At 55.6% G+C, this 14,427-nt stretch carries 14 protein-coding genes, 1 tRNA gene and 2 pseudogenes; 10 read left to right on the top strand and 7 right to left on the bottom strand.

Features of this window, described 5'->3' with window-relative positions:
- On the top strand, positions 1-329 hold a 329-nt coding region (locus tag BMIN_RS03685), incomplete at its 5' end, for an IS256 family transposase (protein WP_034886280.1).
- A 74-nt stretch (positions 330-403) separates the two neighbouring features.
- Here BMIN_RS03685 and BMIN_RS03690 read toward each other — a convergent pair.
- The 4 genes from BMIN_RS03690 to BMIN_RS03705 form a co-directional block, all read right to left on the bottom strand.
- The gene (locus BMIN_RS03690; RefSeq protein ID WP_022860762.1) at positions 404-1,345 is read right to left on the bottom strand and encodes an NAD(P)-dependent oxidoreductase; all 942 of its coding nucleotides are present in this window, start codon (positions 1,343-1,345) and stop codon (positions 404-406) included.
- 192 nt (positions 1,346-1,537) lie between these two features.
- A complete protein-coding gene (locus BMIN_RS03695) occupies positions 1,538-1,759 on the bottom strand; it encodes a helix-turn-helix domain-containing protein (protein ID WP_022860763.1) in 222 nt (73 codons plus the stop codon).
- Positions 1,756-2,448: a hypothetical protein gene (locus BMIN_RS03700; protein WP_022860764.1), complete on the bottom strand. Its 693-nt coding sequence runs from the start codon at positions 2,446-2,448 to the stop codon at positions 1,756-1,758. Before BMIN_RS03700 ends, BMIN_RS03695 begins: the two co-directional genes overlap by 4 nt.
- Positions 2,449-2,685: 237 nt before the next feature.
- Complete coding sequence (locus BMIN_RS03705; RefSeq protein WP_022860765.1) at positions 2,686-3,567, bottom strand: oxidoreductase; 882 nt, start codon at positions 3,565-3,567, stop codon at positions 2,686-2,688.
- 353 nt (positions 3,568-3,920) lie between these two features.
- On the opposite strand from BMIN_RS03705, the pseudogene BMIN_RS03710 reads away from it, so the two are divergent.
- The 5 genes and pseudogenes from BMIN_RS03710 to BMIN_RS03730 all read left to right on the top strand — a co-directional run.
- A pseudogene (locus BMIN_RS03710) lies at positions 3,921-4,395 on the top strand (MFS transporter); the annotation flags it as partial.
- 911 nt (positions 4,396-5,306) lie between these two features.
- Positions 5,307-5,876, top strand: a complete 570-nt coding sequence (locus BMIN_RS08045) for a hypothetical protein (RefSeq protein WP_022860768.1) — start codon at positions 5,307-5,309, stop codon at positions 5,874-5,876.
- 52 nt (positions 5,877-5,928) lie between these two features.
- Positions 5,929-6,507, top strand: coding sequence for a hypothetical protein (locus BMIN_RS03720; protein ID WP_022860769.1), 579 nt, complete (start codon positions 5,929-5,931; stop codon positions 6,505-6,507).
- A 47-nt stretch (positions 6,508-6,554) separates the two neighbouring features.
- A complete protein-coding gene (locus tag BMIN_RS03725; protein WP_238565616.1) occupies positions 6,555-7,223 on the top strand; it encodes a response regulator transcription factor in 669 nt (222 codons plus the stop codon).
- Positions 7,224-7,308: 85 nt separating this feature from the next.
- Positions 7,309-8,370: a sensor histidine kinase gene (locus BMIN_RS03730; protein WP_152595252.1), complete on the top strand. Its 1,062-nt coding sequence runs from the start codon at positions 7,309-7,311 to the stop codon at positions 8,368-8,370.
- Between the two features lie 364 nt (positions 8,371-8,734).
- On the opposite strand, the gene BMIN_RS03735 is transcribed toward BMIN_RS03730, so the two are convergent.
- Positions 8,735-9,025 (bottom strand): hypothetical protein, encoded by a 291-nt coding sequence (locus BMIN_RS03735; protein ID WP_022860772.1) that lies wholly within the window; start codon positions 9,023-9,025, stop codon positions 8,735-8,737.
- A gap of 182 nt (positions 9,026-9,207) precedes the next feature.
- Here BMIN_RS03735 and BMIN_RS08760 point away from each other — a divergent pair.
- A pseudogene (locus tag BMIN_RS08760) lies at positions 9,208-10,460 on the top strand (IS3 family transposase); the annotation flags it as partial.
- 487 nt (positions 10,461-10,947) lie between these two features.
- On the opposite strand, the gene BMIN_RS08560 reads toward BMIN_RS08760, so the two are convergent.
- The gene (locus BMIN_RS08560) at positions 10,948-11,484 is read right to left on the bottom strand and encodes an HIRAN domain-containing protein (protein ID WP_152595152.1); all 537 of its coding nucleotides are present in this window, start codon (positions 11,482-11,484) and stop codon (positions 10,948-10,950) included.
- Between the two features lie 155 nt (positions 11,485-11,639).
- On the opposite strand from BMIN_RS08560, the gene BMIN_RS08935 reads away from it, so the two are divergent.
- Together BMIN_RS08935 and BMIN_RS08940 are read left to right on the top strand one after the other, a co-directional pair.
- Positions 11,640-12,155, top strand: a complete 516-nt coding sequence (locus BMIN_RS08935; protein ID WP_238565617.1) for an AbaSI family restriction endonuclease — start codon at positions 11,640-11,642, stop codon at positions 12,153-12,155.
- Entirely contained in the window at positions 12,152-12,532 is a 381-nt protein-coding gene (locus tag BMIN_RS08940; RefSeq protein ID WP_238565618.1) for a hypothetical protein, read from the top strand. The genes BMIN_RS08935 and BMIN_RS08940 overlap by 4 nt, the downstream gene beginning before the upstream one ends.
- A gap of 551 nt (positions 12,533-13,083) precedes the next feature.
- On the opposite strand, the gene BMIN_RS03750 is transcribed toward BMIN_RS08940, so the two are convergent.
- Positions 13,084-13,157: transfer RNA gene (locus BMIN_RS03750), tRNA-Met, on the bottom strand.
- Positions 13,158-13,260: 103 nt separating this feature from the next.
- Here BMIN_RS03750 and BMIN_RS03755 point away from each other — a divergent pair.
- A complete protein-coding gene (locus tag BMIN_RS03755) occupies positions 13,261-14,355 on the top strand; it encodes a homoserine O-succinyltransferase (protein WP_022860774.1) in 1,095 nt (364 codons plus the stop codon).
- Positions 14,356-14,427: the final 72 nt, after the last annotated feature.

Consider the following 14,427-nt stretch of genomic DNA (forward strand, 5'->3'; position numbering starts at 1 on the left):
ACTGGTCAAAGAAGTATCCGGCTATCAGGAGTCTGTGGCTCAACGCGTGGGAACGGTTCATTCCATTCCTGGACTACGACGTGGAGATCCGCAAGGTCATCTGCTCGACCAACGCGATCGAGAGTCTGAACGCTCGGTTCCGCCGCTCCATACGCGCCAGGGGCGACTTCCCCAACGAGCAGGCCGCCCTCAAATGCCTCTACCTGACCGTCCGCTCCCTGGACCCGACCGGCAGAGGTCAGGTACGATGGATGACACGATGGAAGCCCGCATTGAACGCGTTCGCCATCACCTTCGCCGACCGCTGGCCGGACGGAGACAACCAATAATGAAAACCGCCAGTTACACACTTAATGAGATAGTCCCGGAACAAAACCCAGTCCACATCAGGTGCCGGTGGGGGTCATACGGTGTGTTCGGGTTTGTTGTGTAGCCATGAGGCGATGTTGCCGAGTACTTGGCGGGCGCGGAAGCTGAGGGCTTCGGTTGTGTCGAAGCCGATGTGGGGTGTGAGCACGGTGTGGGGGGCGTGCAGGATGGGTGTGTCTGCGGGCAGTGGTGGTTCGGTGTTGAACACGTCGAGTCCGGCTCCTGCGATGGTGCCGTCCGACAGTGCCCTTGCGAGTGCGTCATTGTCGACCACGGGGCCGCGGGCTGTGTTGATGAGTAACGCACCTGGTTTCATCTGTGCCAGCCGCTGGCCGTCGATGAGGTGCTCGGTGTGTGGGGTTAGGGGCACGTGGACCGAGACGATGTCGGATCGGTGCAGCAGTTCGTCCAAGCCGACGATTTTGATGCCGTCGACCGGATGGCCGGAATGGTTGAAGCCGATGGTCGTGGCTCCGAAGGCCCGGGCGAGGGCGGCGGTTGCCTGTCCGATGCGTCCGGTGCCGATCACGCCGAAGACGCGGCCTGCGATCTGTGCGCCGGTGAGACCGGCGGCGGTGCCGCCGCTGCGAACGCTGTGGTCGGCTGTTATGAGGTCACGCAAGAGTGACAGCGTCAGGCCGATGGCCAACTCGGCCACTGCCTGGGTGGGGTAGGTGGGTGAGTTCGCCACCATGATCCCATGACCGTGGCAGTAGTCGACGTCCACGTGGTCATATCCCACGAATCCGATCGACACCATCCGCAGGTGGTCGCACTGTTGGAGAATGTTCTGGCGGAGGGGCATGTTGGCGATCACGATGACGTCGGCGTCACGCACGCGACGCGCGTATTCAGCATCATCCGCCGGACGATCCTGGTAGCGCACGACCTGCACATCACCGGGCAGCGTCCGCCGGATGTCCTCGTCCAATTCCCCGTCGGAAACATGCAACGGTTCTGCCACAACGATCTTCATAACTGCCTCCTGGTATTGCTTCTCGTCTATCAACCCTATGCCCCGAGCACGAACTTCGAATGCCTATGTCTGATCAGGCGCTGCCCAGAAAACTGTCAAAAGATGCCAAGCAGCGGCGCTATGTGTAGGAAAGGTCTCATTGATCGCCCGAAAATCACGAGCCGGAAGATATCTCGATCGTGTATGTCCGGTTCACTGTTTTTCTTCTCGAACGTAGATCAGAATGTCGCCAGGCTGGCATTCCAGTGCCTCGCAAATGGCTGCGAGCGTGGAGAACCGTACGGCAGACACCTTGTTGTTCTTGATTTTCGATAGATTGACGTTGGTGATGCCAACCTGTTCGGCTAGCCAGTTGAGGCTGCGGCCGCGCTTCTGCATCATGCGATCCAGCCGCAGCACGATGTGTCCGGTCATAGCAGCCCGTCCACCTCGCGCTGCAGCTCGCCGCCATATGAGAACACGTGTGCGAGACTCAAAGCCACCAGCCCGAGCATGATGCACAGGATGCCGTAGCTGAAGCCGATGCTCACGGCGCCGACCACGAAGAACCCCAGCAGTGAGGTGGCAAATCCGCCCAATGGCGCAATGATTAGATACATGCCGATTCTTCGCATGCGGGCTATCAGAGCTGAGCGGAAGGGGGATTCCATCTCGTCTGAGAAGTAGTCCCTGTCTCGATTCTCTGCCCGGGCAACATTCCAGCGGTAGAGTTCGGAGCACGTCGATCCGACCTCATGGAAGGACAGCGCGAACATCGCGATTACCAGCATCGTGCTCAGCACGGTGATCACCAGAGCTGGTATGCTCACTTGATCCGAACCCCCGAAGGTACTGAGGCGAATGCTCGTGTCCAGGACCTGACCGTCGATCTCGAAATTCCACACACCGAAATGGACCACTGCCGTCTCGCCCTCTCTGCCCAGCTCCAGCGACTGAGGGGATAATACCGCGATCCCAAGCAGTACCGGACCAATGGCGAAAGATATCCACAGGAATACTTCGCCGAGCCGGGCGCATGTATGTGCGATGCCGTTCACCGCCTGCATGCGTCGGACGGGATCTGACCACCAAGAGGTTCGTGCGGACTTGATGTTGCTCTTCATGGCTCTCCCTTTCGTAGCCACTTGCATTGATGGATATTCTTATCATGGTTCATTGTTTATCGTTTGTCAATAAATATTCTTATCAATAAACATTAATCCCTGTTGACTGCAACAGACGATCCGAGAGCCACGTGCTGACTCCTGTATCCATGTCGCAGCATCTTCGCGTCGGATCTTCGCCATGACATTCAGACACCCATCTCGCGGGCACAATCCTCGAGATGCGCAAGAAGCCGATCAGTTGGCGTCTGATGCTGCAGCGAGCAGGGGAACGATAACGTCGCTGATTGGCGTGGGAATGCCGTGGACCCTGCCTAGGCGTTGGATGACGCCGTTGCGGATGTCCCATTCGAGTGGCCGTCCCGCTTCATGGTCAGCGAGGATCGAGTTTCCCATGTCGGGCGGGGATGACTGATATATATTGAGGATCTCTTGCGGGGTACCGTCATCCAGAGAAGCACCCTCGGCGCGGGCAACCTGGAGGCATTCATCGAGGTAGTCAAGGGTGAGACGAGAGATGTCGGCTCGGCGATACGTGCCGGAGCGGCGTCCTGTGAGGACCATGAGCCCGCCTGCGGCGTTCTGCAGGAGTTTTCGCCAGGCAAGGGAACTGAAATCGGCTGATAGTTCGGCTTCGCACCATGTGTTATCAAGGACTGCCTGAATCACCTTTGAGGCTTGCGTATCCGGAAGGGTGAGTTGCGCATGGCCTCTCAGGAGTATGGACCCATCCGGCTGTGCCTGTGCGGGGAACCACACAACCGCGGGAATCACCTGAGATCCTGCGGCGTATGGCGTGACCATCCGAACTTGTTCGATGCCGTTCTGCAGAACACACACGACCGTATGCGGACCGCAGAGTGATGTGAGCCAGCCGGCCGCCGCCTCGGTCTGCGTTGCCTTGACGGCGAGAAAGACAACATCCGCTGTGTCGGCCTGCTCTGCAGGATCCGTGAGTATAGGACCGGGCACGGTGATGATCCGTGTGCCGTCCAGCAGCGTGAGATGATCGCGATGTCTGTGGCCACAGAGCACCGGCGTATTGCCGGACTCATGCAGTGCGGCTGCGATCGTGGTACCGATGGCTCCCGGGCCGACAATGGCGGTTGAAAAACTCATGCCATCCACCTTTCTCACAGTGGTGATCGGTGTCGATGCTGCAATCGTACTTCCAAGGCATCCTGTGTCCACTGTCATCCTGCGCGTAGTCGCAGGATCCTGCGAGTCGCTTCGCTCCCGCAGGATGACGGGAGGGACGGGTTGCTCCCGCAGGATGACGGGAAGTGCAGGATGACAGCAATCCCACTCCCACAATTCGAATGTTGAAACGTCCGGAAGATCGTCCGCACTGCCCACCGAATGGAATCTCGTGTTATATATGTGGTTGTTCGCTGTAGTCGTACGCGCACACGGATCAAGTTCGTCCAAGTCGGGTAGTGGTCACCAACTGGCATAGGTAGTGGAAAAGAAGAATGAAGCGATTGCCAGCGTTGCACTGGGCCCTGCTTGGGTTCATGTTTTCGGCGTTGAGCAATGCCGTATTCGAGGGAGAGCTGGGTGCCAGGCGTGCTGATAGCCATGCTGCCGGCGTGGGTGATCGCCTTCCGCTCGACGTTCGGAACGGTCAGTGATTTCCTCTCCCCATGTGCAGGTTACCTGGTCGAACGGTTCGGCGCGTTCAAAGCGCTCGCCGTTACCGAAGGGCTTGAGGGTGTGTTGTGTCTGGTGGTCGCGCTTGTTCCCAGCGGATGGTCGCAATGTAAGTGGCTGCTGCCTACGTTGGCGTGTCTGCTGCTGGTGACTGGGCAGGTTATCGATGTCGCATCGGAGGTGTTTGAGGTCGATGCCGCTGAAGGCGATGATGACATGCTGATTCGATACAGCGGTATCGTCGGCAGTATCTCCAGCCTGATCGGCACACCCATCGCCCTGGTCGCCAGCACCGCCTTCCTTGTCATCACTCCATCACTGGTTAAGCGAAAGCCTAAACCATAAGCGAAGAGCAGTGTTGCATGTGCATACGTTACGCCATATGGTTTACGTGGTAAGCCACATGCCCTACGTTCCCAGGCATCAGGTTGAAGCCGTCGGTCATCAACCACATTCTCCCGTCATGGTTGCGTATGCTAGGTGTGAGCGATGAGAGCAATCATTCTCAGTCATTAAGCGGCCCATTCGGACTCGAGCGGATTACTGTGTGAACCTGAAAGGCGAACTCGCCAGGTATGCCGGAGAGGCACTTGTATTGATGGGTTCTTTCATAAAGGAATGACAGTGGACCGCACCATGAGAAGAGATGAAACATTGCGTGTAGTGGAAAATGATGACAGCATATCTCTGTTTTCGATGGCATGAATCTAGCTTGTGAAGTGTCGTGCAACGTTTGCGTCTTTGTCTATACCTAATGAGAAGGAGCGGCTGCAATGCATGTAACTGCAGTATTGCTGACCACGGTCATGACCCTTTGCCCGCCTTCGGCGGCCGGGGTCATTGGGTATCAGTCGGTTGGTCCCGTTGAGCAGGTGGGCAATATCAATATGTATACTCCCCAGCGTGTGAAGTGCCCGTATCTCTTGCGAATTCTCAAATGGTGCAAGTAGGTGGTTCCTGGCCCCCAAACCCACTTTCACTCGCATGAATTGTCACGCGACAATTATTTGATGATTACAAATGATGATCACAAACGGAGACGCGAATCATGGTAGAAAGGCGATCCATGCTTTGATTCCACGCTTATTCTTCCGTCATAGTTTGTGATGACATCCATTATTCTCCGCCGTACATGGCTGGTTACCTTGGTACTGGTTGGCATGAACCAACCTGAGAACAATCACGCAATGAGTTCATGGAGGGAAGCAATGATGAAGGTTTCATCACATGCAGGGTTGAAGAACAGAATAGCTGTCGCAATGACTGCTGCCATTGTTTGCTTTGGTGTCGGTATAGGGACAACCGGGGTGGCGAATGCAGCGGAGGTGGAAACCAATACTGTTTATTCGAGTCTTATCACAACTACTTCGAAACCGTCGTTGTCGGATGAAGAACTTGATTTCCTGATTGCAAGACTTGATCAGCTTCCGGATAACATCAAACGGGCGAATCCAAAGGATATCCACAACTATGCGACCAAACTCGACCATTTTCTCGCTGGAGGTTCCTTCAGCGATGTAACCGGTATCACTCCTATGGGTACCAATTGGCCGAAATGTATCTTCGAAATAGGGATGCTGGTCGTACAGTACGGTATACCTGTCGCCAAAGTGTTGAAATGGCTGAAAGAGGCAAAGGCAATCTGGGGAGGAGTCAGTGGCATCTGGTGGGCGATACGTCATGGTGTTGCAGCTGCGGAGATGGGATCCGATGCCGCTAAAGTGCTGAGTGGCTTGTTGGGTACACAAGGTGTCATCGACGCTTGTTTCAATGCGTGAATCGGTGTTGTTGAATGCTACGACGTGAAGAAATACACAATGGAGGATTGATATGGCTGATGGTGAGCATCGTGAGGAATGGTCGCCGATTCCCCTTAGGTATGTCATCCAAGGGCATGTGACGACTGAAACGCTGCTGATTCCGGTGTATCTGCTGGCGTGCTGGCTGTGCGGGCGTATCATGCCGACGATTGCTCTGTCGTTCGGTGTGCTCTCCGCCTCGGTGATTATTGCTGCTTTGGCAAGTGCCATACCCAATGCCTGTATTCTGCATGCCATCTCGGTGCATGAACGTACGGACCATCCCAGCCCTTGGTATTTGGTACCCCAGGCCTTGTGCCTGGCTCTTATCGCAGCTGTGGTTGTTATGGTGTTGACGGGTGGTCGTATTCAGGCCCTTGCTTTGGGGCTGATCATGGCGGTCGTGAGTCTTGTGGTGGAACTGCTCATGCTTCCCAGAAGTAAGGATCAGGTGATGAGTCGCGCCAAGGTGAGGGAGAACATGGAGCGGACCAGGGACATGACCCATGAGGTGTTCGCCGATGAGATCGCCCATCTTCATGATGAGCAACGGCGGAAACTCGACGAGGAGAATCGTGCCCACGGTATCGACAGGATTCACCGATCCTGATGAGCAAGATTAAGATGAGGTCGCAGACGACGTGAAGGAGGCGGTTGTTGGCGGGGTACGTGACGACGGTTGGGGTGCTGGACAATGATCAGTTCAGCCTGCGAGCTATGTCGAGCTTCCTCGTCAAGGTGCTTCCCGCCAATTTCTCGATATGCTGGCTGACGCAGGATCCGCATGGCGCCATTCGCAAATGCCTCGATGACTCTCCCAATGTGCTGTTGGTCGACATGTCTTTGGGAGACATGGATGGGGTGCAGGTGATCAGGGCCATCAGGGAACGGGATGCTCATGTGGGCCTCGTCGCGGTCACGTCGTTCCCTCTGTGGGAGTATGCCGGGGATGCAGCTGCTGCCGGTGCTCAGGGGATTGTGGGTAAGAACGATTTGGTGTCCATGGTGTCCCTGATCAGGGATGTGGCATCTGGGCACACGGGCAACGACTACGGCAGCGCCCATTTCGATTCGGTTCAGTCTGCCTTTCGAAGGATCAGTTCCGGAGATACTGACAAGGGGAATGGACTCTCATCGCGCGAGTCTGAAATCATAGAATTGTGCAGTCGGGGTGCCACCACTTCGGTTATCGCCGCTTCGCTTGGCATATCACAGGCAACCGTCAACACCCATCTGCAGCGGGCTTGTAAAAAACTGGGGGCAAGAAATCGCGTGCATCTAGTGACGCTGTGGATGAAATCCAGTCGGCTCAGACATCGAGTGTGAACGGATGACCATGCCAATATGGAATGGCGTACGAAGAAGACTGCCCCACCCCGTCCTGACGTTCGGGATAGTGGCCGGACTGGCTGTGGACTCCTACTATTACTTTCTCCATTACCCAAGCGATTCCAACCAGGCTGTGCTGGCGTTCGCAGTGTACATTGCGCTCTGCATGGCCGTTCCATGGTTCCCCAGAGCCGCCTCGATCGCGGTGATCGTGTGGTATCTGTGTTGCGCAGTCCTCCCAGCCACGAACGCCGGGGCCATGCTCACGGGCACTTGTGTTGCCATCGCCGCTGTGTTCGCATTCATGAACACGGCGATCTGTCTGGCGCTCATATCCTCCTGCGCGTTGGTGCTCTACCTGACAACGGATACGGATACGATGATCGCGATTATGATCTTCCAAACGTTTGCCGCCTTGACCGGGTACACGTGCAAACGTCATGCCGATTCCATCCGTCAACGGGAGCAACTTGCCGAAGCGCAGAGAACAGTTGCCGCACTTTCGCGCGATATGGCCCTTGCGGCACAACTGCACGACACGGTGACCAACGATCTCTCCTATATCATCACGGTCGCCTCCACGGAGAGACTGGATGCCAAGTCTGCAGTTCACAAAGCAATACTCGACTCCGTCATCAATCGTTCACAGGATGCGTTTGCCAAAACCCATGAGGTGATAGACGTTCTCAGTGGTTCGAAGCATCGAGATGTTTCGGCTGCCACGGAGTGCAGACTCAAGGCGGAGCTGGAATCGATCATGGATGCCGGGCAGCGACGGCTCCGAAGGTTGGGATTCACGGGAAGCTGCATTGTGCGTGGAAGTGACGGGTCGATGCATGTGTTGCCTGACGTCCACACGGAGATCAGGGGCCTGCTCCTGGAGATTTTCGTCAATCTGAGGCGACACTGCAACCCGCCCACCGACTACACCGTCGCCGTCGACATCCAACACGAGGTCTGCACATTCACCACGATGAACACCGTTAACAGGACGAGACTGCCGAAAGCCCAATCATCCGGGCGCGGACTTCACCTGCACCAAACCATCATCGAGTCCATCGGCGGGAAACTCGACTTCGCTGTCGACGGGGACATCTGGACGTTGCATGCAGTGATTCCCTTGATGGGGAACGATCGACATTGATGTCCTGGATGGATACAGGGGGCATGCATTGACCGCAGAAATCGAGCCGTGAGGCATTTAGATAGACTGCTCAGTGGACGGGCGCGGGGGGATACGCGGGCTGGGCGAGGCGGCCGTATTGTCCGGAGAACAGCTTTTACGACTCATGGAACAGGTGATCCCGTTACCTACTCTGAGTTACTTTAAGCTACTCTAAAGTATTTAGAGTAGCTTAAAGTAGCGGGAATTTAGAGTGGATGCACGCAGTGCGGCAGCGTTCACTCGTTGAGCTGCCAAATGGCCCGAGGGTCACGTGCTGACTTCCCTGTCCATGTCACAGCATCTTCATGCCGCAGACCTTGGCGATCCGAGGGTTGTGCTCCCGCTAAGCCGTAGAGTCGTCTGCATCGGATCCGACGGCAGTGCGGTATATCTGCAATTGTTCCGCGTCCATGCCCGACATTGTCGCCGCCCTGACCTCGCTGCCATCGAACTGCGATGGGCCACGGTTGTAGAGCAACTCCTGATGTTGCACGAAGTTTAAGTGCCGGGACTCGTCGCCGACCTGTAAGAAGCATTCTCCCCGGTTGGTTTCATGCACCTGTTCGTCGGGACTGACGCGGATCAGCAGCAGGGGGTGGCTGCTTGAGCCGAGTGAGACCAGCTCGACCTGCATGTGCACGGGATGGACGGTGAAGTTGATTGCATTCTGTCACAGTGCGTTCTCCCGTTTTGTGCTCAACCTTGCCATCATGGATACCGAGAATTACCGAGCCCCATCCGCATTGGCGAAGGTAACAAGGGTGATGTGGACTGGTTTTTGTTCCCGATTTCCCCCAGATAAGGAATGATGGAATTATGAGCACTCGATATACGAAGGAGTTCAAGGAACGGGCGGTCAGGCTGTTGGCTGAGTCCCGGGAGAATTACGCGTCCGAGACGAAGGCGTTGCAGGGCGTGGCGAAGGATCTGGGTGTGGCGGCGGAATCATTGCGCCGCTGGCAGGCCAAGGCCGATACGGCAAGCACGGCGGTCCCCAGGAGTCCGGCGAGCTCAGGCGCCTGCGCCGGGAGAATGCGCAGCTGCGTCGGGCGAACGAGATCCTGTCGAGCGCGTCGGCTTTTTTCGCCTCACGGCTCGACCCGACACGGCATTGATGGTCGCGTACATCGACACTCATCGCCACCGGTTCGGGGTCGGGCCGATCTGCACGGTCCTGCGGGCTGCGCTGGCTGGCGGGTTTCTCACCGCCAGAGCCTACTGGCAGGCCAAGAAGCGTGCCGTCTGCAGGATGCGTACTCGCCCATGAGACGCTGGCCCGTGACATCATGGTGATGCACGCGCACCGGTTCATGGCGGTGTACGGGTATCGGAAAGTCCATCACCGGCTGATCCGACAGGGATGGCATGGCATCGGGCGTGACCAGGTGCTGCACGTCATGCGCTCCCTCAGGATCCAGGGGGTGCGTCGGGGACGGAACCCGATCACCACGCGCCCCGCCAGGAGCGCGGGTGGCAGGCCGGACCTGGTGAACAGGCAGTTCACCACCGAGGCTCCTGGACGCTTGCACGTGGCCGACATCACCATCGTCACGACTCGCGTCCGGCTCGTTCGCGTATGTGGCGTTCGTCACCGACGCGTACGCCAGAAGGATCGTGGGATGGGCCGTCGCCGCGAGCCAGCACACCAGGACGCTGCCGTTGATTGCCTTGGATCAGTCCATCAGCCGGGCTGCCCGACATGGGGATACGCGCGGCCTGGTCCACCATTCGGATCACGGCACCCAATACATCAGTGCCCTGTACGGCACGCACCTGACACCAGCAGGCATCCTCGCATCCACCGGCAGCGTGGGCGACTCGTATGATAACGCGCTGGCAGAAACCGTCAACGGCGCATACAAGACGGAATTGATCAAACGATCCGACCCGTTCGAATCCGTGCACGCCCTGGAACAGGCCATCTTCCAATGGGTCTCCTGGTGGAACCAGGAGCGCCTGCACCAGCACCTCGACTACCGGACACCAGCAGAAGTCGAAACCCTGTATCATCAAACCAAGGCGACACTCGTCGCCCAATAAGACACCGGGAACAAAAACCAGTCCACATCACTTATACGCGGGCGAAGACCGGGTTCATCCGGTCATATGTGGCCAAGTCGCGGGAGAAGTGAACGCTAGCGGAATAAAGCGATCGTTCATTGAACGTTACTTTGAGACCTTTAGTCTTCAAGCTTTGGCTTATTGTTTCGCTTTCAGTCCGTCCATTCGAATTGGAATAGCGTTGTCTGGATTCTTTTCGAGATATTCTGCAGGGCAGTGGTCGATCCAGCGTTGAAGAATGACCATTTCATCCTGAGTTCTGTGGAGTTTGCGAAGTATTATTGCTGCCTGTTCGGTGTACCAGGGAGCAGGTTCACGGTGAGTGGTCCGGGTTTCGTTTTCTGCTCCTTGAATTGCCACGAGTGTGAGTTGGAGAGCCCCTTCGAATCTACCTTCACGTTTCAATTCTTGAATGGGCTCGACCGTCTCAAGGAAGTGTATGCCGTTGGCAGTCCCCGGCCTGATCTCGGCTGCCCGTTCGGGGCTTTCCTGTGTCTATGAGCGAAGCATACTTTCCGTGGCTTCGAATCTTGCGTGGCGCATTTCTTTAGAAGACATGGGTGGCCTGTGCTCTTTCGACCTTGCCCATTGTGGGTCACCATTGCCTATCCATGCCCAGGCTTCGCACCTGAGATTCTGCTGCAGTACCGCGGTAAAGAGTTGAATCCGCAGAGTCTGAGAGCTTTCGGTGGGAAGCTGGAGTATGTGCGCAACATAGCCAGGAAGGTATCCGACTTTATATCCTTCCGCGAACACGGCGATCGTTGAAGGGTCATATGTGTTGGCTGGTTCTCTCTGCATCTTTCCTTCTATTTCAAGATAGCCGTTCTCTGCTAGTTGGTGTTGTTCAGCCAGCCTGGCGATTTCTTCCTTGCATATGGTGGTTGTGCCGGAGAGGCTGACAAGACCGACCTGTGAAGAGAGAACGTTGTTTGCACTGTTACTGCTGCTGCCAGCTGATCTTCGTATTGACGCATTGTCCTGAGTAGAGTCAGCATGCAGCTGGCCGATCAATGATTTAAGAAAGCCCATGCTTCATAACAATAGATGCTGACTCATAGCGAACGACATAGAAATCAGTACGTACATTTCCAACAAATGTTAAGGGCCTATGACTGTGGCTCACTGGTATCAAATGGTCATTAGTGGGATGCAGATCGCTTTTCCGTGAGCATTATAATGGCTTCGTGATTGAGAAGAAGGAATATTTAATCCGAACATTGTCGCGCACTAAACGCAAAGATTATGAAAACTACGTCGTGAATGCGGTATGGAACCGACTCGATATGAGCGACGTTAAGCCGGTTGCTCAGCAACTAGTCATCAACAGCCCCAGCGAACGTTATTTCATTGATCTATATTTTCCCCAGATTGCCATCGGTGTTGAATGCGACGAAGGACACCACAAGAAGCAAGCGTCCAAGGATATCGATAGGGAATTGACAATCACAGACATCCTCAGACAATTGAAGGGTAAGGACTATAGAGCAATCCATGTTGACATTTCAAAATCTTATGAAGAAGTTGAGCAATCCATCAACAGTTGCGTCACAGATATAGCGAACCAAGTGCGGCAACTTCGGGATGATGGTTCATTCATCCTTGGACCGGCACTGAGAGAGATCCCCATGCTTATTTTGCGGGTAAGACAGAGATTCGAGCTAATGATGATTCTGGTTTTCGAACAATTGCAGAGGCGTTGAACACAGTTCTTCGTGCAAATTATAAGGGATTTCAAAATTCGTTTTGCATACCTTCTCGTTTACGAGCAGCCTATGGGAATAAATACCACGTCTGGTTTCCGAAACTTGCGGTTAATGGGCGGGCGGTGTCCAGGGGGTGGAACAACCAGCTCTCACTTGATGGAAAGGAAATCATTGAGTTCAATGAAGCGCTGGAAAAAATTGACCCAGGGTACCAAGATGAGACGGCTTTGACTTTTGCAAAGGAAACTGACCCAGTAACCCGTGAATCAGAATACCGTTTCATAGGTATTTTTCAGCGAGATGGGATGGTACCTGGATGCGAGAGCAAACGGCGGTGGAAAAGAATCAGTGAGTCATTTGCGTTCCTCAACTGAGTGAAACACTGTCTGAAATGGAACATTTGTTCACGCTGTCACCGCTCGAGAGCTCGAGTAGTTTTCACGCCATGGGTGTATGGAAACCCGGGCAACAGTCAGTCACGCCTCTGCACTGTTAGTGTCAACTTTCTAGTTCCCAGAAGACAATAGTTTCGATGGATTAACGCACGCACCGAAATTCAATTGCCTAATGAAATAATTCATTGTGTTCGCGCTACAGTAGACTCTTGCCATCGTGTGACACACTGGTTGATTGCACGCTGTCGTCTGATTTCTCAGACCGATCCGGTTTCCTTATGTGCGCTTCAAATCATGCGGGGAGTGCGACTGGATCATCCTTTTTCGATGACGGAGATGCTTATGAGATTGTGAGGATGATGCAATTCATAGTCAGAACTTTTGTTGGAGTTGTTCAAGTGTGTATGAAATCGGCACCTCAAAAGATTGTTCGAACCAGCCGCCGCGGGCTATAGCGGACTTTTAAGCTACTGTTCTCGAATCAAAGAGAAAACAAAAGCCCGGAACCATTGACATTCCGGGCTTATCAGTAGCGGGGTCAGGATTTGAACCTGAGACCTCTGGGTTATGAGCCCAGCGAGCTACCGAGCTGCTCCACCCCGCGTCGGCTGCCTCAAGGGCAGCTCTATCCACTTTACCGAGTGATGTGGGAATGTCAAATCGGTGTGGTGAACCCCTTTGTGCCGGGATGCGGACATAATGGTTTCATGCCTATCAACATTCCCAGTGGCCTGCCGGCGCGGGCCATACTCGACTCCGAGCGCATCTTCGCGCTGGAGAGGCCCGAGGCCGAGCGCCAGCGCGTGCGGCCACTGCGACTGGTGATCCTCAATCTCATGCCCAAGAAGATCGAGACGGAGACGCAGCTGCTGCGCCTGATCTCCAAGTCCCCGCTGCAGGTCGAGGTCGACTTCATGAAGACGTCGACCCACCAATCCACGCATGTCAGTGCCGATCATCTGCTCAAGTTCTACGAGAATCTCGACGCCTTCGAGGACAACTGCTACGACGGACTCATCGTCACGGGGGCGCCGGTGGAGCATCTGGACTTCGAGCAGGTCGATTACTGGGACGAGTTCACGCATATCCTCGATTGGGCCGGCTCCCATGTGTTCTCCACCATGTATCTGTGCTGGGGGGCGATGGGCGCGCTCTACCATCGGTATGGCGTGCGCAAGCACGTTCTGGACACGAAGCTGTTCGGAGTGTTCCCGCAGTTCCTGCAGGACGAGTACTGCTTCCTGACGAACGGCTTCGACGAGGTGGCCCTTCAGCCGCACTCGCGGATCGCCGGCGTGGACGAGGACGACGTAGCCGCCAATCCCGCTCTGCAGACGCTCACCTGGGGGCCGCAGTCCGGACCGGGGCTCATCGCGACGCGCGACTTCTCCGAGGTGTTCGCTCTGGGGCATTGGGAATACGGAAAGTACACTCTGGCCGACGAGTACCAGCGGGACATATCCAAGGGCATATCCAACGTGCCGCTTCCCGCGAACTACTACCCGCATGACGACCCCTCACTGGAGCCCCTGTTCGCGTGGCGGGCCCACGCCAATCTTCTGTGGCGCAACTGGCTCAACTGGGTGTACCAGACCACGCCGTACGACCTGTCCGAGGTCCCGGCGCTGAGATCCGAGAAGAGGCTGGGTACCGATCGCTCCATCCGACACGCTCCGGGATCGCCTCGAAGGGACGGATTCGCGCCATTGCTGACCGATGGGTACGGCCTTGTAGAAAACAGTCGTAGAATCGCATCTAGCCATTCGGGGTTGAATGTCGACACGACTCCGAGTCGCGCCTGACAGACCGGTGATGCTCCTCATGGAGGAAATCGGCCCGATACATTCAGCCCCACCGATGGGCTAGACTGACAG

The sequence above is a fragment of the Bifidobacterium minimum genome (assembly GCF_000741645.1).
Classification (GTDB): Bacteria; Actinomycetota; Actinomycetes; order Actinomycetales; family Bifidobacteriaceae; genus Bifidobacterium; species Bifidobacterium minimum.